This window comes from Chitinophaga sp. OAE865 (assembly GCF_040546735.1).
GTDB lineage: Bacteria > Bacteroidota > Bacteroidia > Chitinophagales > Chitinophagaceae > Chitinophaga > Chitinophaga polysaccharea_A.
Genome location: NZ_JBEPOF010000001.1, coordinates 6,036,438 through 6,062,405, shown reverse-complemented (window position 1 = coordinate 6,062,405; position 25,968 = coordinate 6,036,438). Strand labels below are relative to the sequence as shown.

At 49.4% G+C, this 25,968-nt stretch carries 20 protein-coding genes and 1 tRNA gene; 4 read left to right on the top strand and 17 right to left on the bottom strand.

Annotated elements, in window-relative coordinates; all coding sequences use genetic code 11:
* Window positions 1-9 precede the first annotated feature (9 nt).
* From ABIE50_RS24230 to ABIE50_RS24215, 4 genes are all read right to left on the bottom strand, one after another.
* A complete protein-coding gene (locus ABIE50_RS24230; protein WP_209858799.1) occupies window positions 10-1,359 on the bottom strand; it encodes a RagB/SusD family nutrient uptake outer membrane protein in 1,350 nt (449 codons plus the stop codon).
* A 10-nt stretch (window positions 1,360-1,369) separates the two neighbouring features.
* A complete protein-coding gene (locus tag ABIE50_RS24225) occupies window positions 1,370-4,921 on the bottom strand; it encodes a SusC/RagA family TonB-linked outer membrane protein (RefSeq protein WP_209858800.1) in 3,552 nt (1,183 codons plus the stop codon).
* A gap of 276 nt (window positions 4,922-5,197) precedes the next feature.
* Entirely contained in the window at window positions 5,198-6,364 is a 1,167-nt protein-coding gene (locus ABIE50_RS24220; RefSeq protein WP_209858809.1) for a FecR family protein, read from the bottom strand.
* 103 nt (window positions 6,365-6,467) lie between these two features.
* Window positions 6,468-7,109 carry an RNA polymerase sigma factor gene (locus ABIE50_RS24215; protein WP_209858811.1) on the bottom strand — a complete coding sequence of 214 codons (642 nt, stop codon included), beginning with the start codon at window positions 7,107-7,109 and terminating at the stop codon, window positions 6,468-6,470.
* 40 nt (window positions 7,110-7,149) lie between these two features.
* Here ABIE50_RS24215 and xseA point away from each other — a divergent pair, with 40 nt between their 5' ends.
* The gene (gene xseA / locus ABIE50_RS24210) at window positions 7,150-8,589 is read left to right on the top strand and encodes an exodeoxyribonuclease VII large subunit (protein WP_209858813.1); all 1,440 of its coding nucleotides are present in this window, start codon (window positions 7,150-7,152) and stop codon (window positions 8,587-8,589) included.
* On the top strand, window positions 8,567-8,779 hold the full coding sequence (gene xseB / locus ABIE50_RS24205; protein WP_142688054.1) for an exodeoxyribonuclease VII small subunit: 213 nt from the start codon (window positions 8,567-8,569) through the stop codon (window positions 8,777-8,779). Before xseA ends, xseB begins: the two co-directional genes overlap by 23 nt.
* A gap of 296 nt (window positions 8,780-9,075) precedes the next feature.
* Here xseB and ABIE50_RS24200 read toward each other — a convergent pair whose 3' ends face one another.
* The 3 genes from ABIE50_RS24200 to ABIE50_RS24190 all read right to left on the bottom strand — a co-directional run bounded on the left by ABIE50_RS24200 (window position 9,076) and on the right by ABIE50_RS24190 (window position 12,960).
* Window positions 9,076-10,230: a BamA/TamA family outer membrane protein gene (locus ABIE50_RS24200; RefSeq protein ID WP_209858815.1), complete on the bottom strand. Its 1,155-nt coding sequence runs from the start codon at window positions 10,228-10,230 to the stop codon at window positions 9,076-9,078.
* A gap of 299 nt (window positions 10,231-10,529) precedes the next feature.
* The gene (locus tag ABIE50_RS24195; protein WP_209858817.1) at window positions 10,530-12,761 is read right to left on the bottom strand and encodes a hypothetical protein; all 2,232 of its coding nucleotides are present in this window, start codon (window positions 12,759-12,761) and stop codon (window positions 10,530-10,532) included.
* 79 nt (window positions 12,762-12,840) lie between these two features.
* A tRNA-OTHER gene (locus ABIE50_RS24190) sits at window positions 12,841-12,960 on the bottom strand.
* A 243-nt stretch (window positions 12,961-13,203) separates the two neighbouring features.
* Here ABIE50_RS24190 and ABIE50_RS24185 point away from each other — a divergent pair.
* The gene (locus ABIE50_RS24185; RefSeq protein ID WP_209858819.1) at window positions 13,204-14,214 is read left to right on the top strand and encodes a helix-turn-helix transcriptional regulator; all 1,011 of its coding nucleotides are present in this window, start codon (window positions 13,204-13,206) and stop codon (window positions 14,212-14,214) included.
* 128 nt (window positions 14,215-14,342) lie between these two features.
* Here the strand turns inward: ABIE50_RS24185 and ABIE50_RS24180 are convergent, their stop codons facing one another.
* The 7 genes from ABIE50_RS24180 to ABIE50_RS24150 all read right to left on the bottom strand — a co-directional run bounded on the left by ABIE50_RS24180 (window position 14,343) and on the right by ABIE50_RS24150 (window position 22,546).
* Window positions 14,343-15,782, bottom strand: coding sequence for a c-type cytochrome domain-containing protein (locus ABIE50_RS24180; RefSeq protein WP_209858821.1), 1,440 nt, complete (start codon window positions 15,780-15,782; stop codon window positions 14,343-14,345).
* The gene (locus ABIE50_RS24175; protein ID WP_209858823.1) at window positions 15,779-16,711 is read right to left on the bottom strand and encodes a sugar phosphate isomerase/epimerase family protein; all 933 of its coding nucleotides are present in this window, start codon (window positions 16,709-16,711) and stop codon (window positions 15,779-15,781) included. Before ABIE50_RS24175 ends, ABIE50_RS24180 begins: the two co-directional genes overlap by 4 nt.
* 6 nt (window positions 16,712-16,717) lie before the next feature.
* Window positions 16,718-18,205, bottom strand: a complete 1,488-nt coding sequence (locus ABIE50_RS24170; RefSeq protein WP_209858825.1) for a DUF1501 domain-containing protein — start codon at window positions 18,203-18,205, stop codon at window positions 16,718-16,720.
* A gap of 6 nt (window positions 18,206-18,211) precedes the next feature.
* Window positions 18,212-19,474: a DUF1553 domain-containing protein gene (locus ABIE50_RS24165; RefSeq protein ID WP_354028157.1), complete on the bottom strand. Its 1,263-nt coding sequence runs from the start codon at window positions 19,472-19,474 to the stop codon at window positions 18,212-18,214.
* Entirely contained in the window at window positions 19,443-20,939 is a 1,497-nt protein-coding gene (locus ABIE50_RS24160) for a DUF1549 domain-containing protein (RefSeq protein WP_354028156.1), read from the bottom strand. Before ABIE50_RS24160 ends, ABIE50_RS24165 begins: the two co-directional genes overlap by 32 nt.
* An 87-nt stretch (window positions 20,940-21,026) precedes the next feature.
* Window positions 21,027-21,908 carry an AraC family transcriptional regulator gene (locus ABIE50_RS24155; protein WP_209858829.1) on the bottom strand — a complete coding sequence of 294 codons (882 nt, stop codon included), beginning with the start codon at window positions 21,906-21,908 and terminating at the stop codon, window positions 21,027-21,029.
* A gap of 53 nt (window positions 21,909-21,961) precedes the next feature.
* Window positions 21,962-22,546, bottom strand: a complete 585-nt coding sequence (locus ABIE50_RS24150) for a pentapeptide repeat-containing protein (RefSeq protein ID WP_209858831.1) — start codon at window positions 22,544-22,546, stop codon at window positions 21,962-21,964.
* Between the two features lie 90 nt (window positions 22,547-22,636).
* Here ABIE50_RS24150 and dinB point away from each other — a divergent pair, with 90 nt between their 5' ends.
* Entirely contained in the window at window positions 22,637-23,776 is a 1,140-nt protein-coding gene (gene dinB / locus ABIE50_RS24145; protein ID WP_354028294.1) for a DNA polymerase IV, read from the top strand.
* A gap of 187 nt (window positions 23,777-23,963) precedes the next feature.
* On the opposite strand, the gene ABIE50_RS24140 is transcribed toward dinB, so the two are convergent.
* The 3 genes from ABIE50_RS24140 to ABIE50_RS24130 form a co-directional block, all read right to left on the bottom strand.
* The gene (locus ABIE50_RS24140) at window positions 23,964-24,371 is read right to left on the bottom strand and encodes a contact-dependent growth inhibition system immunity protein (RefSeq protein ID WP_209858833.1); all 408 of its coding nucleotides are present in this window, start codon (window positions 24,369-24,371) and stop codon (window positions 23,964-23,966) included.
* Between the two features lie 292 nt (window positions 24,372-24,663).
* Complete coding sequence (locus tag ABIE50_RS24135; RefSeq protein WP_209858835.1) at window positions 24,664-24,975, bottom strand: hypothetical protein; 312 nt, start codon at window positions 24,973-24,975, stop codon at window positions 24,664-24,666.
* A gap of 109 nt (window positions 24,976-25,084) precedes the next feature.
* Window positions 25,085-25,921: an ankyrin repeat domain-containing protein gene (locus ABIE50_RS24130; RefSeq protein WP_209858837.1), complete on the bottom strand. Its 837-nt coding sequence runs from the start codon at window positions 25,919-25,921 to the stop codon at window positions 25,085-25,087.
* Window positions 25,922-25,968: the final 47 nt, after the last annotated feature.

Genomic DNA, 25,968 nt, shown 5'->3' with positions numbered 1-25,968 from the left:
TAATAGTGATTAACGGTCATTTAATTGCATATCCGGGTTAAATTGCTGTACGCGGGCAGGGATCTGGAAAACATACTTTTTGCTGCCTGGTTCCAGCGTGCCTTTTAAGGCGCCGGTGCTGTTCACCCTGCGCTCTACCAAAGGCATACGCCCTTCGCGGTCCAGGCGCTTCATATCCATCCAGCGCGGCCCGCGGAAGGCCAGTTCCCGTCTGCGTTCTTCCAGCACTTTCTTTAACGCGTCTTCCTTATCAGTCGCCGCCAGGGGCGTATAAGCATCTGTTTTGAACCGGTATTTCCGCAGTTCATTTACTACGTTCATGGCGGCTTCGGTTTGATTATCACGTGCCAGTACTTCAGCTTTTGTCAGATACATTTCCTGGAAGGTAGTACCGAAATTGGAGTAGCCATTTTCAGCGGAATAATAGTAATCATCCGGAGCGGTATCAAACGAATAGGCTAGAAAGAGCAACCGGAGATCGCCAGGTTGGTATAAAGTACTCAATCCACGCTGCATGCCCATCATAGAGGGGATCGTATAATCTGACGAAGCGCGTTGCCAGAGCACCTGTGGATTCATATCAGTTGGAGGAAAGGCATACGCATCTTCATAATCATTGAAGTTGATCATGCTGTGCGGCGCGGTTAGCGCCAGGTCCGTATACTTTTTCGTGTTGGCATAATCCTGCATATACAGATACACCCTTGACAGCAAACTATACGCAGCATATTTTGTAGGCCGGTATTTGTTGAGGTTGGTGAGCGGCAATGCAGCAATGGCATCTGTTACATTGGTAACGATGGTATCCAGTGTTGTTTGTACGGAAGACCGTGGCGGCGCTTTATCGGTTACATTGGTGCTGTGCACCAGCGGCAAACCGGGATCGTTGGCGGCAGTTGCGGGATTATATGCTTTTGCAAAAAGCGTCAGTAACATAAAATAGCAGTCTGCACGGATCACCAGGGCTTCTGCGAGTGTGGAGGCACGGGCGGCCGGTGTGCCATCTGTGGTGGCCATCACATTATTGATGATCACATTGGCATTGTAAATACTATTATACAGATCGCCCCATGCAGCGGGGCTTTCTTTTTCGTTCTGGTCGATCCCTGGCCGCCAGTAGTAAGCATTAGCTGCGGGCACAGTGCTCAGGTCATCAAATTCCTCGTAATAATCGTCTGTACAATATAACAAGGCAGGTGGAAATGTAAGGGTCAGTTGCCTGGAATTCAGCATCAGCTGGTAATCGCTCAGCTTCTCCGGGATCACGATCCCTTTTGGCTTCACTTCCAGGAACTTATCACAGCCGGAGAAACCGGCGGCTGTAAGTAAAAGGACAAAGACAATATTGATTGATCTCATAGATGAATGATTAGAAGTTAGTAAAAAGGGAAATGCTGTAAAGCGGCCGTTGTGGCAGTTGTCGCACGCCGCTGGTACGGTCTATCGCCTCCGGGTCAATATCATTTCCGCTGAAAGTATAGTAGAACAGGTTTTGTCCCTGTAAACGGATCTGCGTCTGACTGAGCCCCATCCGTTTCAGAAACTCAAACTTCGGGTTATAGGTGACGATCAGGTCGCGTAGCCGGATATAATCGGCTTTGCGGATAAACTGTGCTGCATATTGGTAACCGTAACGGGCATACGAAGAAAAATAATATGGATCCTGCGCTCTGCCAGGTGTTAGCCCGGGAATATTGGTATACAGCTCATCGCCGGCTTTTTTCCAGTAATTGGAGGAGCCTTCTAACAGGGGAGTACTGTAAGTAGTGATGTTCACAGGATTGGGTTGTTCCACCCGCATCACATGACCCCCGTAATACATGAAGAGGAATGAAACATCAAATGCGCCTACAGTGAACTGGTTATTCAGACCCAGTACATATTTGGGCGTAGTGGTACCGCTGTAGATCAGGTCTTCAAATGCTACATCCACCACCGCATTGCCGTAAAAATCAAGAATATGCCGGCCACCTTTGGCATCATATACAAAGGGTTTACCCATATCCGTTAGTCCGCCGTAGTTATAGCTGAATAAGGCATCCATGGGATAGCCCTGCCGGTTGATACGGCTGCTGGTAATATATTCTGAATTATCATACTCGCTGGCTTTTACCGCCAGTACTTTATTATGGTTCAGCGATGCGGTGAGACTGGTGCGCCATTCGAACCGGCGGGTTTGTACATTTACGGATGAAATCAGCAGGTCTACGCCGCTGTTCCGGATAGTAGCGGTGTTGGCGTTGTACTGGTTAAAGCCACTGGTAGGGTCAGCGTCAAATTGCCCGAACACATCGCCCGTTCTTTTGTAGTAATAGTCCACAGAGCCAAACAGCCGGTTGTTAAAGAATCCATAGTCCAGGCGGAAGTTGTAGGTGCGGGTTGTTTCCCAGCGTAATGATTGGTTCTCTGGCGTCATCACATAATAAGATGGCTGGGATACCTCAAATACATTGTTCAGCTGCGAAGCCAGGATGAGGAAAGGGCCGTTGTTGCTCAGTGGTACGTTACCATTGAAACCTGTGGTAGCATTCAGCTTCAGCTCACTGATCCAGGTTTTGTCTTTCAGGAAATCTTCCATATGGAGGCGCCATGCAGCGCCAGCGGACCATAAAGGGCGGTACTTATATTTAGGGTCCACGCCAAACAGGTTGGACTGGTCGATACGGTAACTGCCGGTAACAATATATTTACTGTTGTAGATATAGGTGCCCTGTGCATACCAGGAAAGAAAGCGCCGGTCGGAACTGGTTTCATTGAGATAATCCTTCAGCGAAAGAGCACCACCAAACTGGGATACGTCCGGGAATGCAGGGTTTCCCCAAAGGCTCGCGCGTTGCAGGTTAGCGGGTTTGCTGATCAGGGATTGACCATCGTACCCGAAGTAACTGTTAAGATAGCTGTCGCTGGTGGTTTTCCGCTGTTCGGCGCCAAGTATGCCCGACATTTCATGCCGGCCGTTGGCAGAGCGTTTATCAAAATTCAGCTGTGCGCGCAGGGTGTAGTTCACCGCTTTCTGGTCTGTTCTCCGGAGAATATTACCCTGCGGGATATCAATGAACAAAGGTCTTCCGTTGGGATCTTTGGCGGCTTTAAGGTTCAGCAGTTTGCGTACCGTGTAGGATTGTTCATTGAGCAGGTTGTCCTGCAGCCCTTGCTGCCGTTCATAATTACCGCCCACTTCTGCCGACATCCAATCGGTGAGCTTTCCTTCCAGCCGGGCCTGTACCCGGAACACATTGGTATTGATGCTGGTGGTATTGGCTGTGAGCTCACGGTAGGGATAATAGAGCTGATCATACAGGCCCTGTGCAATGAGACGGTTGTTACGCTCACGGCTAACGCCAAAGTTAAGATAGTCCCTGCTGGTTCCCTGCGCAACCGCCAGGGGAGTACCGTTGGCGTCGGCCAGCTTTTCATAGGGATAAAAATCATTGATGGGAGCAGTGAAGCCTTTTTCAGATTCGGCGTGCGAATACACACTGCGGAAATCCATTTTCAGCCGGTTGGAAAGCTGATAGGTATTGGCAAAATTCAGGATCAGCTGGTTGTTCTTCGCGCCAATATTCACCGGTTGTTCGGCAATATAATTCACGCCCAGCAGGTAAGTGCTTTTGTCGTTTCCCCCGCTTACATCCAGGTTAAGATTGGTAGCCTGGCGGGTGCGGAAATAGAGGTCTCTATATTCTGCTGTATTATCGTAACTGCCCAGCGAATCCAGCTTTTGCCGGGCTACGGCCGCAGTAATGCGTTTTTGCTGTTCATCGAAAAGGATGGCAGTGGCAGGGCTCATGGGCCGGCCATAAGCGGTATAGGCGCTTTCATCGGGGTTGCTGCGCCTGAACTGTGCTTCCTGCAGGCTTACAAATTCCTTTGCACCCGCAAATTTCAGGTAACCAAAATCAGGCGATTGCTGCAGTGCAGTGGTGGCGCGCAAACCGAATCTTGCTTTACCGGATTTTCCACGTTTGGTTTCCACCACTATCACCCCGTTGGAGGCGCGTACGCCGTAAATGGCAGCAGCAGCGGCATCCCGCAGTACGGAAATGGAAACGATATCAATAGGATTGATAGTGTTAAGGTCTATTTCCGTGGGAAAGCCATCTACCACTATCAGCGGCCTTTTTACCGCATCAAAGGTGGAAACACCGCGGATAGACAATTCCCCGGACTGGCTGTTGTACACCAAACCAGGTACCTTTCCTTCCAGGCTTTCCAGGAAGTTACCGGTAACGGCTACACGTTGATCGTATTCCTTTTGCGTTACCACTGAAGCGGCGCCGGTAAGCTGATATTTGGGGATTTTTTTGTACCCGGTGGAAACTGTCACATTTTCCAGGTTCCGAACATCCGCCCGGAGGGCAATACGGATATCGCTACGCCCATTCACCGTAATTTCCTGGGGGATATAGCCGATCATCTTTACCACCAGTACGGCGCCTTCTTCCACATCGCCGCTGAGCAGAAATAAGCCGCCGTCGTCCGTAACAGTACCGCGGGCGCTGCCTTTCAGCAGGATGGTGACACCGGGCAGCGGTTCTCCTTTTTCATTGACCACGGTTCCCTTTAAATGTGCCAGCTGTGCAGCAGCGAAACTGGCCGGCGTGGTGCTCGGTGACTGCTGCGGCCGGGGTTTTCCTGTTACAAGGATCGTATTGTTACGGATCACATATTTGAGCGGCTGTTCCCTGAACGTAAGCTCCAGGAACGCTTCCAGCTGCATATTGCGCGCGTTTACCGTAACTGTCCTGGCATTTTTCAGCAGCTCGGCATTGTATACCACCAGGTACCCGGTTTGTTCCCTGATCACGGAAAATGCTTTTTCAAGCGGTACATTTTTCCCCGAAAAGGTGATCTGTTGCGCATAGCTGCCCGCCGTTACATGCAGGAATGCAGCTATAAGAAGAAGCATGGTTAGTTTCATGACTTTTAGTATTGGGATCGTTGTCCGGTAGTGCGATCCTTTGATTTTGGCTGATAACCGGCAGCTGTACACAGCTGGAGTCCCGGGGACATGCGGGCTTTGCACACCTTTCCCCGACCGGTTACAAAGAGCATTTAATTGCATAGCTTTGCAATGGTTTAGTTGATGAATAAGCAGTCTTGCGTGACTTGTTTTCTCAGTTAAGCCAACCTCTGACCGGAAGTGCTTCGAACCGCTTCCGGTTTTTTTGTGGCCGATGATCTGGTTGATTAATAATTATGGCATAACAGTCAGTTTTCTTCCTGATAATTTAAAATGTACACCTGATTCCTGCAGGAATTCCAGTACGTCCTTCAACTCAAGATCCCGTCCCATTTCACCGCCGAAAGTAATAGCCGGGATATTCTTTTCGTATACTACTTCTACATCATACCAGCGGGAAATTTGCCGCATCACCACTTCAAGCGGGGCCTGCTGGAAATTAAATATGCCGTTCTTCCAGGCAATGGCCTGGCTGGTATTCGCCTGTTTATTTACAGTAATGGACTGGCCTACCACTGCCTGTTCTCCCGGCAGCAATACCTGGTTGCCGGTAGTGGTTTTTACCAGGATCTTTCCCTGTAAAAGGGTGGCCCGCAATGCCGATTCGTCCGTATAGGCGTTTACGTTAAAGCTGGTACCCAATACCCTGATAGCAGTACCGTTGTCTGTTTTCACGGTAAATGGTTTGTGCGCATCAGCAGCTACTTCAAAGTAGGCTTCTCCCGTAACGGTTACATTTCTTTCTTCTTCCGGAAAAGTAACCGGGTACCGGAGCGAGGAGGCGGCATTGAGCCAAACGGCAGTACCGTCCGGCAATATCACGCGGAACTGGCGGCCCCGGGGCGTAGCTACCGTATTATAGACAAGGGACGCAGAAGCAGCATTATTGCGGCTGTTGTATAACAGCTGCCCGTTCCGGAACCTTACATCCGTATTTCCCTGTTGGGTGATGACCCCGTTTTTCAGGCTGTCGAGCACCACCTGTGAACCATCCGCAAGGGTAAGCACAGCGCCTTCCCTGCCCGGCTGGATGATGTTATTGGAGTGTTGTGCAACTACTGCTACCGGCAACTCAGTACGGGTAAGGAAATAAAAGCCGGCGCCCAGCAGTAATAAAACAGCTGCCGCCGCCCACCATCTCCGCATGTTCACTGTTTTCCTACCGGAATGCGTGGCAGTGCGCCGATTCGCCTCTTCCAGTATATAAGAGAACATCACCTGTTTATCTTCCGGCATTTCGCCGGGATAATTATTTTTTTGCAATACAGCTTCTATCGCGGCTTCCTGTATGGCTACGGCCCTGTCTTCCAGCACCCATTGCCGGAAACGCTGTAACTCTTCCGGGGTAATGCTATCGTCCAGGAATTTTTCTACCAGATATTGAAATTCGGATGGCAACATAATAATGCGTTGTTAAAAATGATAATAGTCCCTGCCGCCTGAAGGCCGTTCCAGGTAAAGACAATCAAATAAACAGAGGTAAGACGTCTGGAAGAAAATATTTTTACCGGTAGAGGAAAAAGATCAGGATGCCCAGTTTGCCGGCATTTTTGCCGAGGTGTCTGCGGATCGCAAGCAGACAGCGGACCATATAGGTTTTGGAAGAAACAACAGAGATATTCATGCGCCGGGCAATCTCTTCATGCGTTAGTCCTTCCCGCCGGCTTAAAAGGAACACCGCTTGCATTTGCGGGGGTAAATTTTCAATGGCCTGGTGAACGGCCGTTTCCAGCTCCTTATATTCTACTCTTTCCTGCGGGGTTAGATTATTGTCCCTGAAATAAGCATCCAGCGATTCCGCGTTTTCTACCGGCAATACTTTTTTCTTTAACTCATTGCGGATCACATTCCTGGCCACTGTAAACAGCCAGGCATCAAAACGGTCCACGGCAGCGAGTTTCGCCCGGTTCATCCAGATACGGATAAAGATCTCCTGTGTGAGGTCCTGCGCCAGTTCTGCTGATTTGGTAAAATGCAGTGCATTCATATACATTCTGTCCGAATACCGGTCAAATAAAACCCGGTACGCATACTCATCCCCGGCAGCTACCAGCCGGAGCAGTTCCCGTTCGTTGTCTGAATTATTGGACATCCTGAAAATGCTACTATCTACAATGAATGGTTGATTACCGGCTAAAAGTAGCAAAAAAGCATAATAAACGTTTTACTTATCTTTACTCACTGCCATGACCGATTCATCTTTCATAAAACTATCTGTTCTTACAGGAAAAATCCAGCAGGCGCTTCAACAGGTGTTTGCAGAACAAACCTATTGGGTAGTGGCAGATGTTACCAATCATTCGTATTACCAGCAGAAGGGATATCATTATTTTGACCTGGTGGAAAAAGAGGCGAATGCAGGTGGCATTGTGGCTAAAGTATCGGCGGTTGCATGGGGGAACGGCGCTATCCGGATAAAGGAATTTGAATTTGTTACCGGGCAGCAGTTTAAGAATGATATTCACGTGCTGGTGAAAGTGGCTGTAGGATATCACCAGGTACACGGGTTACAGATCACGCTGCTGGATATAGATACCAGTTTTACGGTGGGGCTGCTGGAACAGCAGAAACAACAAACGTTGCTTCGGCTTACCACCGAGTGTGCGGATTTTATACGGAAGGTGGGCGACCGTTACATTACCCGCAACAACCAGTTGCCGTTGCCCGGAGTGATCCAGCGGCTGGCGGTGATCACGTCCGGCAATTCCGCCGGTTACCAGGATTTCCGGCATACGCTGGAGCATAACCATTTCGGGTATACGTTTAAGATCGATAATTATTTCACCGTGGTGCAGGGGGAAACCAGGGCGGAGCTGGTGCAGCAACGGCTGATAGATATTTACCAGCGACAGGTGCCTTATGATGCAGTGGTGATTATCCGCGGGGGAGGTGCGCAAACCGATTTCCTGATCTTTGATACCTTTATCCTGGGCAGGGCGGTGGCGAAGTTTCCCATCCCGGTGATTACGGGAATAGGGCATCAGAAAAATGAGACCATCACCGATATGATGGCGCATACCGCCACCAAAACACCTACTAAAGCAGCGGAACTGATCATTGCGCATAACCGTTCATTTGAAGAGTTGGTGACCGGTATGCAACAGCATATTGTGATCCGTTCGCAGCAGCTGTTCTCCGCGCATTTCCAGGCATTGTCGTACCTGAACAGCACTATTATTAACCAGTCGAGGACGCTGCTGGCCCATCATAAAGAGGCCCTGCATGTGTGCAACAACGTGGTGCTGCACACCTCGAAGTCCATACTGCTGAACCGGCACCGGGAACTGCTGAATGTGTCCAATGCCGTGTTGTCGAAACCAAGGATCACTGTTTCCAACCGCCTGAATGACCTGGACAATATGATTGGCCGCTTCCGTTCTTTCAGCCGTTTGTATATTCAAAGCAAAAGGGGACAGGTTGCGCATTACGATTCGCTGTTTAAACTGATGAGTCCCGCCAGTATCCTGAAACGGGGCTTTGCCATCGTGTACCGGGACGGGCAAATTCTTCCCGATGCGTCTACCCTTGAACCCGGAAGCCATATCAGGGTGGTATTGCAGGATGCCTCACTGGAAGCAACTATTACTGAAAAAAACACTATACATGAGCCAGGAACTGACATATGAAACTGCCTATAATGAACTGCAGCTGATTGCAGCAGAAATAGAGAATGAAGCTGTTTCCGTAGACCTGCTGGCGGAAAAGGTAAAGCGTGCTGCTGTGCTTATTGAGTTTTGCCAGCAGAAGTTACGCGCCACCGAAACGGAGGTGAATAATATTATTAAGCAGATGGAGGGGAATAAGGGAGAGAAGTAAACGCTTGCCTGGAAGCCGTTTCGCGGGGCCTCAGGGAGATACGCATATTTCAGTATCATGCCCGGGGAAAGCGCTGCCGCGTTAAAAGAAAGGAATCTTACACAAAAATAGCCACGTGGTACATTTAATTTAAGGTGACAGGAGGAGTAATTGCCAGGGAAATGCCTGGCAGTTGCTTTGCATATGCTTACCAGGTGCTTTGTACATGGAGGTGAGGTGGACTTGATCAGGAAACGATTTGCTGTAAAGGGTTTGGCGTTGATTTAAAGGTTTCGGATCATCACCCGGGCATCTCCTTAAAAAACCTCGTTAATACCAAAGTAAAAACCCGATTGATCCTTGCCCCTGCCATAATCCAGCCGGATATTGATACGTTTTTTGAACTCCCAGCGATAGCCGACGCCGTAGCTGATAAGCGACTGCCGGAATTCAAGTTCATTAAAGCGGGGGAATACGTTGCCTCCGCCTATCCAGGCCACCACGCCGCTGCGGTTGTAGATCCGCTGCCGTAGCTCCACCTGGGCGGCCAGGTAGTTCTTGTCGCGGAAGCGGCCCTCGTAGTAACCCCTCAGACGGTTAGAGCCGCCGGCTTCTCCCAGAAGGCTCCATGGGACATTGCCGCTGCGTTCTTCTGCGTAGAGGTCTGTAGCCAGTACGGCGCCTTTCCAGAGTTGCTTGTACCAGTCGAACTGCAGGTCCAGCTGCGAAAATACGGCCTTATTACCCATGAAGGAAGGAAAAAAGCGGTACCCCAGTCGCACGTACATGCCTTTGTAGGCGTTCGGAATAAAGTCGCGCGTATCATACACAATAAACGGGCCCGCCCCGATGCCGAGCACTTTTCCCGGTATCATGAGCGGCTTGCCGCCGGCTGTATCGAGTTTTTTTGTTTGCACGTTCTGTATTTGTGTACAGATACCCATGAACAGGTTGCCATTCAGGTTCACGCTGAAATCGGCCTGGAGTTTTTCTGTGAGCTGTACATATTCGGTGTAATCGTCTTTATGGCTGCCGGCTTCATAGCCTATGCCCCAATATTTGTTGGGCCTGGAGCTGAAAGAGGCTTTGAGTGCCAGCCGGAACCGGTCGTGCGGAAATATGGTGGTATTGCTGATCCCGATGCCATAAAACCCGGTGAGGGCGCCAGAGGCGTATATCGCGGCATTGGAGATAGGCAGCAGGGAATCTTTCCTATCTGTTTTGTATTGTGCGGCCATCATGACGGCCAGCCCGAAGCTGGTTTCAGGGGTATAAACCGGGCCTCCGATAAAGCTGAGGTCCAGGTTTTTCTTTTTCTTTTCTACGTTGGTATGCTTCAGATAATACTTAATGTTATCAAAAAATCCTTTGGGCGCTGAAACAGTGACTGTTGAGTCTGCCTTATCTGTTTGCTGGGCATACCCTACAGCAGGTGCAACCAGTAGCAGTAGTAGTAAAATCTTTCTATCCATGTATGACAATGGAATGAATATAACACCATTTTCAGAAAATTGACGAGGGCGGATGCAAAAAGTGTGTTAAATCACAATAACAACAGCAGCACGGCGGGCTTGCTGCTGTTGTTATACCGGGATCGCCGAAGGCGATAGGCGGATGTTGTCTGACTCAGGATGATGATGATTTATTTGATGGATCATGTGTTGATCTTATCATATTAAATCAATGAGTGACTGCATCGCGGCGGTGATCATGTGTTGATTTTTATAAATGTTTAATGTTAACGGGTGAGTAATTGTGTTGTATAACTGTTTTAATCGATGAGCAACTGTGTTACGGCAGCGGTGTTCAGCGCCCATTGCATGTTGTACACTTCGTCGGCGGTTGCTTCGGTGGCAGGCTGCAGTTGCTGGGCTTCGGCCTTGGCCGCCAGCAGCTGGCCGATGGTCAGTTTGCTGTCCAGTTTTTTCAGGATAGCCTGTACGTTGCTGGTGCTAAGGCTTTGGATAATCTGGCCATCGAAGGCCATTTCCAGCCAGATGATTTCCCGGGCTGCCACATCCAGTACGCCAAACACGAGCCCTTTGGCTAACCCGCCGGTGATGCGTACCATATGATCCACGCATGAAGGATCGTAGGCTACGCCGCTTTTATTGGATACTGTCATTTTGTGTTTACTGTTCATCCATCCCAATACCAGGTTCAGGGCAATGGCGCCCTGGCTGTAGGCATTGCAGGTGAATGTGACATACTGTGCGCCGGCCTGGGCCAGTGCAGGAATGTCTATTTCAATATATTCCGCGGTACCTATCTGGTCCGGTATGGAACGGATATCCCCGCTATGTATACACCCGGTTGTTTTCAGGTTGGCAAAAGAGCAGTGATCTGTACGGTTGTTCTCATAAGCGATACGGCAGCTGAGGTCCATATCCAGGTGTTGGGCAGGTAAGCCTTTACCCCATTGCATGAACAGGATGATCTTATCGCCTTCCACTTTAAACCGGGTACCCATTAATGCGCCTGGCAGGTCCTGCAGCTGTTCGCTGCGGTCGCCGATAGACAGTGGTATTTTGTACAGCTCCGGCGCGATGTAGATACTTTTGGCAGTGGCAGGCACCGCTGCGAAGCGTTTCTTCATGGCGGAGATGCAGAGGTGTGTTACAGCCTGTTGCATTTCCTGTACCTGATCATCTTCATAGATGTGCAGCTGGCGGTTGGCCGGGATGCTTTTACTCACGCCGCCCAGTGGTTTTACTGCACGGGTAGCTGATTTATCGAAGTAATAGGTTGCATACATCTGCAGGGTCAGCAACAGCCGGGCAGGTACTTTATGGGTGATGTTATCAAAGGCCGCAACCACGACTTCAGGGCCAAACCACAGCATATTGGCAAACAGCGAGCGGGCAAACAGGCCTGGGCGCTGTTGCAGCAGCTGCAGTGTATTGGTGGCATCATAACGTAAACGGTAATGATTCACCTGTCCCTGCCATATCGTATAATCCTGGCGGTAGAACCGGTCAAGCAGTTCCCGGAGTTTTCCGAAGCCTTCGCGTTTGCTGAATTCAGGAAGGCGAAGGGCGCGGATAAAGCGTACCCACATGTTACGTTGCGGATGCATGATCTCACACATGGCTGTTATATCCATGTCAAGGCTGTTCAGCCACCGGGCGACCATCAATCCCTGCCGGCGGTTGTATTTCAGTTTCAGCATGGCTGCCGCCGATACCGACTGCAACGTAGGATAGCTATCTGGGTGCATCTGCCGGTTGTTTTTTTCTTTCCGTTTGATGATGGTGCCTGGTTTAACCAGTTGCAGGAAGCCGGTATGTTTGTACCACAGGTAGCGGAGTATATCCGTAGGCGTAGTAAACATTGTCCCCGCTTTTTCTGTTTCCTCTTTTTCGATCAGTACATCTATAACTGTGATCAGCGTTTCTTTCATACCCACTTTTACAGCAGGCAGCGGAAAAATATGCAGTAATGCTTTCATGCTTTCTACCTGGGTAGCATCCAGGGCTGTTTTGGAAGTCAGCAGATCTTCCATGTATTTCGCTGCCAGCTTATCGTTCCAGCGTTCCAGTACACGGATCTTGCTTCCCTGACCCATGTTCTCCAGCTCCCCAAATTCAAACGGTGTACCGCAGTAAGGGCAGCCGTTATATCTTTCCAGCGGAAAAGTATTCGCAGGAATGATATGCCCGCACTGGAGCGTTGTGCCGGGGCCTTTGAATTTATTGGTGAAGTAGGTGATAAAGTGATCCATGAACGATTCGTTGGTAGGCACCTGCCAGTTTTTTATCAGCGGGGTCCAGTTGGCTTTCACACCCATCACTTCCTGGAATGTTTCCAGGATAGTAGCCTGGTAGGCAGGCGAGGTATGGTTCAGCGCGTGCAGAAGATCTTCCGTAACGCCGAATCCCAGTTTAGCAAGATTGGTCACCAGCATTCCCGCCGCCGGCGTGATGTGCAGCGTGTCTGTATTCACAACTGTATCAGGAATGTAAATAGCCTGTTGTCTTAATCCTGTTCTTAATAAAGCGTCCATTGTAGTCGTATTTAATAATCAGATAATTTTGTTGCTGTTTTACCAAAAAAAGAAGTAAGCAACAATTGACCTCGATTCGTAAAGCAGGCCGGATTCGAACCAGCAACTCCGGGTTGGAATCAGGAAGTAAGTTTTAATTGACCCTGGCGGTAATTTCAAAACTACAGGATCCGGTGTTCAACCATTGAACTACTGCTTTCCCATCTTCTGCGTTAATTACAAATGTTCTTTTTAATCGAATGAAGTAACATTTATTTGACCGCTTCCGATGAAACAAAGATGCATATACATCTGCGCAATACATCTGCGTATTTAATTAATTTTCTAAAAATATTTTTAATATACTGGTTATCATCTACTTAAATTTTTATTTTCAGAAGAATAAAAAATTCTACGCAGGTATATTGCGTAGTAATTTCGTTTCTTTGTACAAATAGTTAGTATGTCCATTAATAAGCTGGCCCTGATCCGGTACAAGGCCATCGATGAATGCCTGCGTAACCACTACCGTAAGTGGACGCTGGAAGATCTCATTGAGAAAGTAGCAGACGTGTTGTATGATTTTGAAGGTATCAGCAGTGGTGTGAGCAGGCGCACCATCCAGGCGGATATCCAGTTAATGCGCAGTGATAAGCTGGGTTATAATGCGCCTATTATAGTAAAGGACCGCAAGTATTATACCTACAGCGATCCTGCCTATAGCATTACAAACGCTCCCATTAATAATGCCGACGTGGATAAGATGAAGGAAATAGTAGCGGTGCTGAAACAGTTCAACGGCTTCAGTTACTTTGATGATATGAGCGATATGATAGCGCGGCTGGAGAATAACCTGTATAAATCGACCGGTGCGCACCTGAACTGTATACAGCTGGAGAATAATCACCGCCTGCTGGGGTTATCGCATATTAACCCGCTTTACCAGGCAACACTGCATAAGAGGGCTCTGCTGATTGCCTATAAATCCTTTAAGGCCAGCAAGGCCCGGGAATTCATCTGTTATCCCTATCTTCTGAAGGAATACCGCAACCGCTGGTTCCTGATCACGCGGAACAAACACCATCATCAGCTGCTAACCCTGGCGCTGGATCGTATCATCAGCATCCAGGAACTGCCCAAAGAAAAATTCGTTGCCTGGGAAGGTATGCCCTTTGATGAGTATTACAATAACCTGATAGGCGTTACCAAAACGGAGAAAGACCCGGTACATAAAGTAGTACTGCAAATTGATCCCAAGCATGCGCCTTATGTGCTTACAAAGCCGCTGCATCATTCGCAGGAAATATTAAAGGAAGATGAGAAGGGGACTATCGTGAGCATTGATGTAGTCCTGAATTTTGAGCTGGAGCGGGAGATCCTGGGATTCGGGGAACATATGAAAGTGCTGTCCCCCAGATCCCTGGCTAAAAAAATTGCCTTGCGGCTGGCGAATGCGGCGCAGGTGTATGAGTAACGGTGATGTCTGCACGCAGTTGCTGTTTAATGGCAGCTGATACCGGCGGATACCATGTTACGGATGATTTCCAGGGCCGGCATCATAACCTGCTGCTTCCGGATAAATAACTGTAAACGCCGGCATCATTACCCGCTTATCTTATGATAAATAATAGTATCAGATGCCAGTTGTTGTAAACGGTAACCGCCTGTATCCAGCTTCAGCTTTGGTAACGCCTGCTGCAGCTGCCTGAATGCGGCAGGTGTAACACCGGCCTGGTACACATATAACTGTTGCAGCTTTTTATTTTGCCTTAAGGCTAATAGTCCTTCGGAATTTACCGCCGTTCCGGCGAGATTAAGATAGCGGAGCTCCCTGCAGTTGCCAAGTTCCTTTATGCCATTGCCTTTAATGGCAGTATTCCTCAGATCCAGCCGTGTGAGCTTCTTCAGCTGGCCAAGTGCGGCAAAAGCGTTGTCGGTGATAGCGGTACCGGAAAGATCCACCCAGATCAGTTGTTCCTTCAGCGCCGTTAGCAACTCCATATCGCGGTCGCTGAAGCCTGCGGCATTAATGGCATCTACGGTGAGGTAATTACTTCCTGTGCCTACCGGCATTACCTTTACGCCTTTTGCTTCCAGGGCGGCCATTTTCTGTGCGCTGGGAGCGCCGGTACCTTCCTCAGGTACAAATTCCTGTTTATCCAGCGGGGTAGCCGGTTGCATCCCTTCCAGCACGGCAAGGATACGCGGCGTTTTTCCCAGCTCTTTCACGGTTTTGCCGGCAGGGGCGCCTTCGGCAATCCACCAGTGCAGCAGTTCCAGTTCCTGCGGTGTCACGGAAGGCTTGCCTTTTGGGGGCATACGGTGCTCGTCTTCTTCAGGTAATAATAACCGCTTGAATAACTCGCTTTCCTCCGGCAAACTATCCTTCAGCACAGGGCCGTGCTCCCCGCCCTTACGGATAAGGGCAATGGACTCCAGCCGGAGGCCGCCTTTCAGTTTTTGTTCGTTATGGCAGCCATAGCAACGGTTGGCCAGTACAGGCTGCACCAGGTCTTCATACAAGCGGGCATCACCAATATTCGTATAGGCTGCCGCGTTATCAATTGCTTTATTCATGCCTGTCATCCGCTGTAAAGGCGCAGGCATGGCCTGGGTGAGGTAGTCATCGCCGTGGGTAAGACTACCACCATAATGCCCTGCAGCGCTTAGGAGCAATATCATGAGCAGGGCGGCGGGCAGTTGCAGGCGTGGAAAGCGGTGTTTATATTTTTCCAGCAGGTACAGGCCGGTGCTGATAACGGCCACGCCTATACCGAGATATTTATGCGTTTGCAGCAGCTTTTCTTCATAGCCTCCATCCAGTGAAAGGAGGTAGCCGGTGATACAGCTGAGTATGGCAGACAGTGCTGCTGCCAGCAATACCGCGGGCAGGGCGCTTTGTACATGCCGCCATTTTTCCCTGCGTGCCAGCAGGGTGAGTATAAATGCAATAATTAAAATGCCGATAGGCAGGTGTACCAGTAAAGGATGCGAACGTCCGATAAACATACTCCAGCTGCCGCTACTGATCAATAATCTCATGGTTTACTGTAACGTTGTTTTAGCTGGTTCATCATAAATACATTGATATCCCATTGGTCGGCTACCGGTTGCCGGGTGTACGGCAGCGTAGGCAGGTAATCGGCCGGGCCAAATTCAGTGAGGAAAGTGAGTGGTTTACCGGCAGCCTGATGGCGCTGTACTATCTGATCCCACCAACTAAAGTGCGCTTTCACGGCATTGGCCCATTCGGGCGCGCGGGGATCATTCACCTGCGGTCCTTCCGGGTGCCCGATGCGGGCGTGTATATGCCCGGCCCGGCCCAGGGCTTTGGCAACCGTGGCCTGCTGGTCCTGTAGCAGCGATTCATGTACGTTGCACCAGTGCGAAATATCAAGGGTAAGGCGCAGGTCTGGTTTTGCGTCGATGAACTTACCGGCAATATGCGCGGCAAACAGCATGCGTGAGCGATGTGTTTCGTGGTACACCGGTATGCCCGACTGTTTGGAGACCCGGTAAGTCATATCTATTAAAGCGCTGTTCTGCTCAAAGGAGAAATAGTCTCTCCCAGAATGGCAGTTAATATATAACGGTTTGATCTTATTATGACCGGTAGCTGCTTTCAGCATGGTTTCAAACTGCTGCGCATGTTTCGTATAGTCGCTGTCGTAGCCCGCGCACAAATATCCCACTTCAAGCCCGTGTTGTTCCAGCGCGGCAAACAGTTCCTGTTGCGCGGCGGTTTCGTTGGGCCACCATATTTCGATGCCGTCGTACCCGGCTTTTTTTGCCTGTGCGCAGAAATCGTTGATGCTGCCGGTATAACCCCAGTTGGTGGCCAGTACAATAAGGCGGTATCCTTCTTTTGCGGTTACAGGTGTAGCGGCGGCAAATGCCGGCAGGGCAGGGATACATAATGCGGAACCAAGTATGGCTGATTGTTTGATAAAGTTTCTCCTGTTACTGTTCATGTAGGTTTAGCTTAGTATGGGTGTAATTACTTTTCCGCCGGTATCTGTGAGCCGGAACGGGCGGCCCTGGAACTGGTAGGTGAGCTTTTCGTGGTCAAAGCCCATCTGCTGCAGTATGGTGGCATGAATATCATTGATGGCTACTTTACCTTTTATGGCGGCATAGCCTATTTCGTCGGTTTCACCGTAGGAAAATCCTTTTTTGATACCGGCGCCTGCCATCCACATGGTGAAGGCTTCCACGTGGTGATCGCGGCCCAGGAAAGGCATGTCTTTCCCATCCCTGTTTTCCTGCATAGGGGTTCTGCCGAATTCGCCGCCCCAGATCACCAGGGTTTCATCGAGCAGACCGCGTTGTTTCAGGTCTTTCAGCAAAGCGGTAATGGGGCGGTCAATTTCCCGGCATTTGTTCCGGAAGCCGTAGTCGATCGCCAGGTTTTCGTCGGTGCCGTGGCTATCCCATCCCCAGTCGTACAGCTGTACAAAGCGTACGCCTTTTTCCACCAGTTTGCGTGCCAGCAGGCAGTTATTGGCAAAGGATTCCCTGCCTGGCTGCGTGCCGTACATTTCGTGGATATAATCAGGTTCGTTGCTGATGTTCATCACTTCCGGCACAGAGATCTGCATTTTGTAAGCCAGTTCGTACTGGGAGATACGTGATAATGTTTCCGGGTCGCCGAAGGTGGCGTATTCCTGTTTGTTGATCTCGTTGATGGCGTTGATAGATTCTTTGCGTAGATCGCGGCTCATACCATCGGGATCGGTGAGATAAAGCACCGGCTCTCCTTTGGTTCTGCATTGTACGCCCTGGTATACGGAGGGGAGGAAGCCGCTGCCCCATACGCTTTTACCTGCATCAGGTGTTTTCCCGCCGGAGGTGAGCACTACGAAGCCTGGCAGGTTATCATTTTCAGAGCCGAGGCCGTAGGTAACCCAGGAGCCGATGCTGGGGCGTCCCAGCCTTGCGCTGCCGGTTTGCATGAGCAGCTGCGCGGGGCCATGGTTGAACTGGTCTGTTTGTACTGCTTTCAGGAAGCTCACTTCATCTGCCATAGTAGCAAAGTGCGGCAGGTGATCGGATATCCATGCGCGGGATTCGCCATGTTGTGCGAAAACAGCCTGTGGGCCCAGCATTTTGGGAACGCCGCGGATGAAGGCAAACTTTTTCCCTTCCAGCAGGGATGGTGGGCATAGCTGGTTATGTAATTTCTGTAGGGCCGGTTTATAGTCGAACAGTTCCAGCTGTGAAGGGGCGCCTGCCATGTGCAGGTAGATCACGCTTTTAGCTCTTGCGGGGAATTGTGGCACCCGTGGCGCCATGGGGTTTCCGGCCAGGTCTACCAGGGTTTTGCTGCTGCTGCCGCAGCTGGCGAGAAAAGAGCTGAACGCGGCAGCTCCAAGGCCTTTCACACAATCCATCAGAAAGTGGCGGCGGGTGAAATACCGCAGCGTTTGATCATTTGCTTCCTTTATCAGTCGTGCATGCTTAGTCATACCGCATTAAGATTTAGTCAGGAATTCATCCAGGTTCATAATAGCGTTGGCTACCACAGTGAGTGCCGCCAGTTCCGCTTTTTGTGGTGTGTTTTCTTTATGCTGCAACAGTTTATCCGCTTCGGCAGGTTTTTGTTTATATTCTGCCAGCGCCTGTGTATACAGTTTTTGCAGCACTTTCAGCTTATTATCGGGCAGTGGTTTATACATCGCCGTCTGATAACCCCAACGGATACACGCCGCTGCATCGTTGCCGCCGTTTTTCAGCATATGCTTTGCCAGCGAGGCTGCCGTTTCCACGTATACCGGATCGTTGAGCGTAACCAATGCCTGGAGTGGCGTGTTGGTGCGGATACGCCGCTGCAGGCATACCTCGCGGCTGCTGCCGTCGAACGAAAGCATAGATGGATATGGGCTGGTACGTTTCTGGTAAACATATACCGCACGGCGGTACTGGTTGCCGTCGTCGGCGGTTTTCCAGGTTGCGCCGCTCCACACGGTTTGCCAGATATTATCGGGCTGGTAGGGCATAATACTGGGGCCGTGCAGCTGGCGGTTCAGCAGGCCGCTCACGGTGAGGGCCTGGTCTCTTACTTCTTCTGCTGTAAGCCTGAAATGCGGTCCCCTGGCTAGCAGGCGGTTAGCGGGGTCTTTTTCCTGCAGTTCGGGGGTGCTGGAAGAAGTTTGTTTATAGGCGGCTGACAATACAATTTCGCGCAGCAGTGGTTTTACATGCCACCTGTATTTATGCATAAACTGGTAAGCGAGATAATCGAGCAGTTCGGGATGCGATGGTGTGAAGCCCTGTGTACCGAAATCTTCCAGAGTTTCCACGATACCGGTGCCAAACACCTGTTCCCATAAACGGTTCACCATTACGCGGGCAGTGAGCGGGTTTTTGGTATCGGTGAGCCACATGGCCAAACCGAGGCGGTTGCGCGGCGCTTTTGCCGGGAAGGGGTTCAGTGAATGCGGTACATCCGGTGTTACTGCTTTGCCTTTTACCATCCAGTTGCCCCGTTCAAAAATGTTGGTGGTACGGGCCATTACCGGCGGATTTTCAATCATTACCGGTACATCATCAGGATTTTGATTGATGAGAGATAACCAGGTGTTGTTGATCTTATCATAGCCGGGTTTTCCTTTACCGGGAATATCGCCCAGGTACGCAAACCACTCCACGCTGCATACTGCATCTGCGGGGCTGAGGGACGGGTTGCGGAAAATAAGATATACATCATGTGTGCCGGTAACGGGTGGCAACGGCATGCTGATGGCGAGGCGGCCGTTGGTGGGCGCCAGGGTTATGTTTGATGATAGTGCGGCCGTTCAGGCTATCGAGACGGAACTCTACAGAACCGCCTTTACTGCCGGTCCAGTAGTTCATGAGCAGCTGTGTTTTACCTTCCATGTTCTGTTGCGGGAGGCGGCAGCTGCCGTTATTCCTGATGCCCATATATTTTGTATCCAGCAGGGCGCCGTTGATATAATTATCCGCCACGTGCGCATGTACTTTTGGTTCCAGTACTTTCAGGAATTCCTGTACTTCTTTTGCCTGTTGGGTGTTACCGTTTTGCGCTACCCAATCGCTTACCTGCCTCACTTCGGCAGTACTAACGCTGTCGTACAAACGAAGTTTGGGATGTTCCATATGGGTATCTTCATCGCGGGTATTATTAAGGAAGGCCATCAGCTTATAGTAATCCTCAAAGCGGAAGGGATCGTAAGGATGGCTGTGGCATTGCACACAGGCGATGGTAACGCCCTGGAACACATCCATAGTGGTGCTTACGCGGTCCATTACGGCAGCGGTGCGGAACTCTTCGTCCTGCGTACCGCCTTCGTCGTTGGTCATGGTATTGCGGTTAAACGCCGTGGCAATGAGCTGGTCGCGGGTAGGGTCAGGCAGCAGATCTCCTGCGAGTTGTTCAATAGTGAAGGTATCGTACGGCATATCGTTATTAAATGCGTCGATCACCCAATCCCGGTAGCGCCATATCCGCCGGCTATCGTCCCTTTCGTATCCTTTGGTATCGGAATAGCGGGCCAGGTCCAGCCACATGGCGGCCCAGCGTTCGCCGTAGTGGGGCGATTGCAGGAGGCTGTCCACTATTTTTTCATATGCTTTGGGATCGTTGCTGACGGCAAACTGCCTGGCCATTTCAGGAGTGGGTGGCAGGCCGGTAAGGTCCAGGCTTACGCGGCGTAGCAGGGTCATTTTATCTGCTTCCGGGGAAGGTTTCAGTCCTTCTTCTTTTAATTTTGCTTGAATGAAGTGGTCTATTTCATTCCCCTTGGGAACATCGATATCAGGTACCGGGATATTTTTGGGAGATACATACGCCCAGTGCTCTCCCCATTCTGCGCCCTGTTTCACCCAGCGGGTGAGTATATCTATTTCTGCGTGGGTAAGCGGCTCGCCTTTCTGCGGCATCCGTTCTTTAGGATCTTTGCAGGTAAGGCGGCGTATGAATTCGCTTTTTTCCGGGTGACCGGGAATAATAGCGGGCTTGCCGGACTTGGTTACGCCCAGGGCTTCTTCCCTGAACAGTACACTGAATCCGCCGCTTTGCTTCACCCCACCGTGGCAGCTGATACAATGCTTGTTTAGCACTGGTTTTACCTCGGTGCTGAAGTCTACTTTCCTGTCAGAACTGCAGGCGGCAAAGAGCAAACCTGCTCCTGCTGCCAGGGTGAGGCTGACTGTAATCCTCAACGTGGAAAAATGGTCCATTGTTTTTTCATTGACGTCCGTAAAAATAAGCCGGTGGCATGAAACAGGGGCTAGATGATATGCTGATTATGATGGATTATCTTACGGTTACGATTTCTTTTCCCTGTATTGATTGGGTGATACACCCATCACCCTGCTAAACATCCGGGAGAAGTAATAAGGATCCTCCATGCCAAGTTGGGCGGCTATTTCCTTGATACGCAGTTGTGTGAAGAGCAGGTACTGGCAAGCCTTCTGAACTTTCAGCTGGTTAAAGTATTCGATGGGAGAGAACCCGGTATTATTTTTAAAAAGGTAAGAGAAATGTGACTGGGAGAGATTTACCGCCTGCGCCATTTGCTGGAGGGTAAGCATCTGGTCGAGGTGGTTATTCATATAATCGATGCACTGATCGATGGCATCATTCTGACGGAAAGCTTTCCCCTGCTGGGTAAGGTCGGGGTAAACACAGGAGGAGAGGAACGACCAGAAGTTCATATTGGACCAAACCAGGTTTTCTTCCCTGTAGCCTCTTTGCAGCTGCTCGTAGATGCGCTCAAACTGGTGCAGTCTGTCGGGCGAGTGTGGGAGGTATACCTTATTCCCTTTCCATTCCCTGATAGCTGTTTGAACAATGCCATCTGCACTGGTTCCCAGGAAATGGGCCCAGTAGATGGTCCATGGGTCATTTTCATCTGCGCTGTATTCATGCGCGCATTTCCTCGGCAGCAGGAAGCAGTCGCCCGCCTGGATAGTATGTACTTCTTTTTTCAGCGAGATGCTGCCCTTACCCTCCAGGCAATAGATCAGAATATGCTGTTCTGCGCCCTGCGCCCTTTTCCTGTGATGGAACAGCGCTTTGGGATAATATCCTATATCCGTGATATACAGCGGCATAAGCGCCGGTTCCCGGGCGCATTTCCTGTTGAGGATATTACGTGGAATAACGATCATCCGCTGGCCCTGAAAGCCTTCTTTCTTCCTGATCATAGCGCAGCTGCTTTTCTTTCCAAAGTAAGAAAATCCATGTGAATTTCGTCGCGTTATTCTACTATCTCCACGCCCAATCCATCGAGCAACGCCAGAGCGTCGGGCAAACTGAATTTCGCTTTTCTTACTTTATTGCTTTGTACATCAATGGCATATCGCTGGGCGCCGGTGAAGTTGGCCTGGGTAAGATCTGTTTCTGAGAAGCGCGCTCCTGCGAGATCGGTGCCGCAGAAGTCGGCCTGTGAGAGGTTACAGCCGGAGAAATCGGCTTCATCTGCCTGGCAATGGAGGAAAACTCCTTTTTTCAGGTTCTGACCGGAGAAGCTGCAGTAGCTGATACGGCTGTGATGGAACTCTACTGTGAGCGGGCTACGGGCATTGTGCCAGGCAATGCCAATGGCTTTGGTATATTGCAGTGTCACGCGGCTGAAAGCAGTTTGTTTGAATTGTATCAGCGAAAGATCGCATTCTTCGAAAGTACATTTCTCAAAAGTACATTCTATAAAGATGCATTCCTTCAGGCTGCATTTATAGAAGTGGCAGTCGTAGAACTCCCTGCCGGAGAGTGTTTTGCCTTCCCAGGTGATATTTTCAAATTTTTTGTGCTCGTGTGAAATTTCCTGATCGTAGTCGGCCACTGTTAGAAAGTTTAGTGTATGAAGGTAACGGTATGTGCTGTAAAAATATCTTTTTTGTGGGTTGAATCGCCAAATACTGAATATCTTTACATGGGCTTCCGGCGTGTTGAAATGGAGAACAGACCAAACAGTATACAACGAAAAATTATTCATATTGATATGGATGCGTTTTACGCATCTGTAGAGCAGCGCGATAACCCGGTTTACCGCGGCAAGGCTATTGCTGTGGGCGGCTCGCCGGAGGGCCGGGGTGGGGTAGTAGCCACTGCCAGTTATGAAGCGCGTAAGTTTGGCGTGCGTTCCGCCATGCCTTCCAAAAGAGCCTTGCAGTTATGCCCGGAGCTTATTTTTATCAGGCCCCGTTTTGATGCGTACAAGGAAGCGTCCCGGCATATCCGCGAAATATTTTCCCGTTATACGGATCTGATAGAGCCATTATCGCTTGATGAGGCCTACCTGGATGTAACCCAGGATAAGCTGAATATTGGTTCCGCCATTGAAATTGCGGGGCAGATCAAGCAGGCCATCAGGAATGAGTTGCAGCTCACCGCTTCAGCGGGTGTGTCTGTAAACAAGTTTGTGGCAAAAATTGCGTCGGACCTCAATAAACCGGACGGGCTTACGTTTATCGGGCCATCGTCTATTGAGTCTTTTATGGAAACGCTGCCGGTAGAAAAATTCCATGGCGTGGGAAAGGTAACTGCCGATAAAATGAAAAGGATGGGGCTTTTTACAGGGGCTGATCTGAAGAAGTTATCGGAGCAGGATCTGAAAACCCATTTTGGCAAAGTAGGTAGTTTCTATTACCGGATTGTGAGGGGGATAGATGAGCGGGAAGTGCAGCCGCACAGGGAAACGAAATCGCTTGGTGCGGAAGATACTTTCCCATATGATTTAACCGTGGTAGCTGATATGGAAGCGGAACTGGAAAAGATCGGGAAAACGGTATACGACCGGTTGCAGCGCTACCAGCTGAAAGGCCGTACTGTTACCCTGAAAATAAAGTATAGTGATTTTAAGCAGATCACCAGGAATCATTCCTTCCCGTTTCCTGTAGGCGATTATGATATTATTGTAGATACGGCAAAGCAGTTGCTGGCAGCTACTTACCCGGAAGATAAGCGGATCCGCCTGTTAGGTATTACCCTATCTAATTTTAATGATGCGCCGTTGAGCCAGGAGAAGTTACCTCCATCAGGGCAGTTGTCGTTATTCAATTTTGACGAATAGCGATACTTTTTTGCCGTACTGGCAAAACATTCCTGTTACGCAGTATACGCTGCAGCAGCTCCGGTAAGATCCTTACTGATAAATACGTGGAGTAATGTAGTATTATACTGAAGGAGATGTGACAGGTTTTCCGGTGATGTTGTTATTTTAAGCGGGAGAAGATAAGTTGCCGCAGGAATAACAATGCTTACATGACCAGGTTATTACGCCAGAATTCAGGCAGGTCTATTTCTGTTTCAATCTCTTCGCTTCGTTCCTGCATGAGGTCAAGCAGGTTTTTGTGAAGGTCGGGATGTTCTTCCCAGAAAGCAGCAGGAACGTCGAGCACGGCTTTCAGCAGGTCGCCGGGATACATACCGGCAGTTACCAGTACATCATGTTGTAATATCTCCAATGCTAAAGGAACCAGGTAAGAAGGATTAAATGATTGTCCGATTAAAATGCGCAATTCGCTTGCGGCTAATTTTACTACTGGTACTTTAACTAAGGCAAGACATTTCTGAACTATTCCCGAATCCTTATCTGTGGCCGTTCCCCAACTCTTATTCTCCAACTGCTCCAAAGATTTATATCTCCAGATATCTTTCTTATTCATAAAAATGTGTCTCTCTTTTCGTGCTAATAAAATAATTATTTATGAAGATGATTTCAACGCGCAATTTTTTCTTTTGATGGTGATCATCTGTCAGAACCTGCGGAGTATTGCAGGTGTTGCGGTAGCCAGCCAGCGCCGGCGGTTATAAGAAACCAGGATCAACAGGGTATAAATATAATCAATATTGTTGATGGCAAAAGAAAATTTTCCACCTTTAACATTTTATGTGGAAACGCGCATCAAAAATCCCCTGGTAACCGCCAGGGGATTTTCGTATAATATATCCCGTTATTCAGGCGGCTCCCTGGTATCTGGGCAGTACCAGCAGTTTCACGATGCTGTGTGCAGCGCCTGATAAAGCCAGGGCAATAAGGAACAGCAGGGCCGCTTTACCAGGGGTATTAAACACATCGATCACACCGGAAATGCCTTTCCCGGCGAAGAAGAGGGCAATGAGGCAGGCAAGCCCACCCGTAATCCACAGGGTGATATGCGACCAAAGGTATTTTTGTTTTTGAAATCCTTTTTTCCCGAATGAGGTAAAGAGGAGATAAACGTGGGCCAGGAAGAAGAGGGTGGCCAGTACAGCAAGTGTTGTGAGCATTCTGGTTAATTTAGGTATAGAAAATATCAGTTGTTCTAAAATATGAAAATATTTTCACATGTACAAACCATGATTTGCCTTAACGGGATGTACCGGTATTAAAGGGTTGCTATGCAGCATCGCCGGCACTGGCGCGTATATTGGAAATATGTTCTGCTATCAGGTGCAGCCGGTAATAGTACTTTTCAAAAATATCGTCGTACATACGGTGCCTGTTTTCCAGGAAGGCATTCAGCGCTTCATAGATAAACTCTTCGAAAGTGTGGTGCTCACTCACCCTGATCACGCATTCAAATACCGGTTCCATACTGGTGGCAAACTTTGTTCTTACCCCGATATCGGCCATACAGGTGATCATATCCTTATACAGGTACGGCGCTTTGGCGAAGGGCACATAATGGATAGCGGTAAATCCGTCTTCATCATATACATACTTATCTACTTCTTCCGATAACAGGAACTGTACTACTTCCCGGTTATTATTATGCCTGGTTGCCAGCAGCAGCGGCGTATCCATGCTGGCCAGTACAAAATTGAAATGGATGTTGTGTTCAATGAGGATCAGCAGCATATCGGTGATAGCTGCCAGCCGGTGATGTTTAAAAATATAGGCGATGGCAAAAAGATAATCTGCATTATCGATATAAAGCGGCACACCTTTGTTCAGCAGGTATTGTACAGCCTGCGGTTTATTGGCGCCCACTGCACAAAAAATAATGGGGATAATATCTTCTTTCTTATAATGCATATCTGCGCCGCCTTCTTCGATCAGCAGTTCCGCCGCTTCAAAAAATATCTCCTGGTATTCCAGTAAATCGCATAATAGTTGTGACCGCTCCTCCCGTGTAAAGAATGAAAGGTTATAGCCGAGCAGGGTGATAATTTCATCTGGCTCCTGACTGTTTCTCAGTTTGCGTTTCAGGTCATACAGCGAAATTTTTTGCATAGAGTTTTCATAGGGTGATAGTAACTGGTGGGAGAGAACCATTCCAT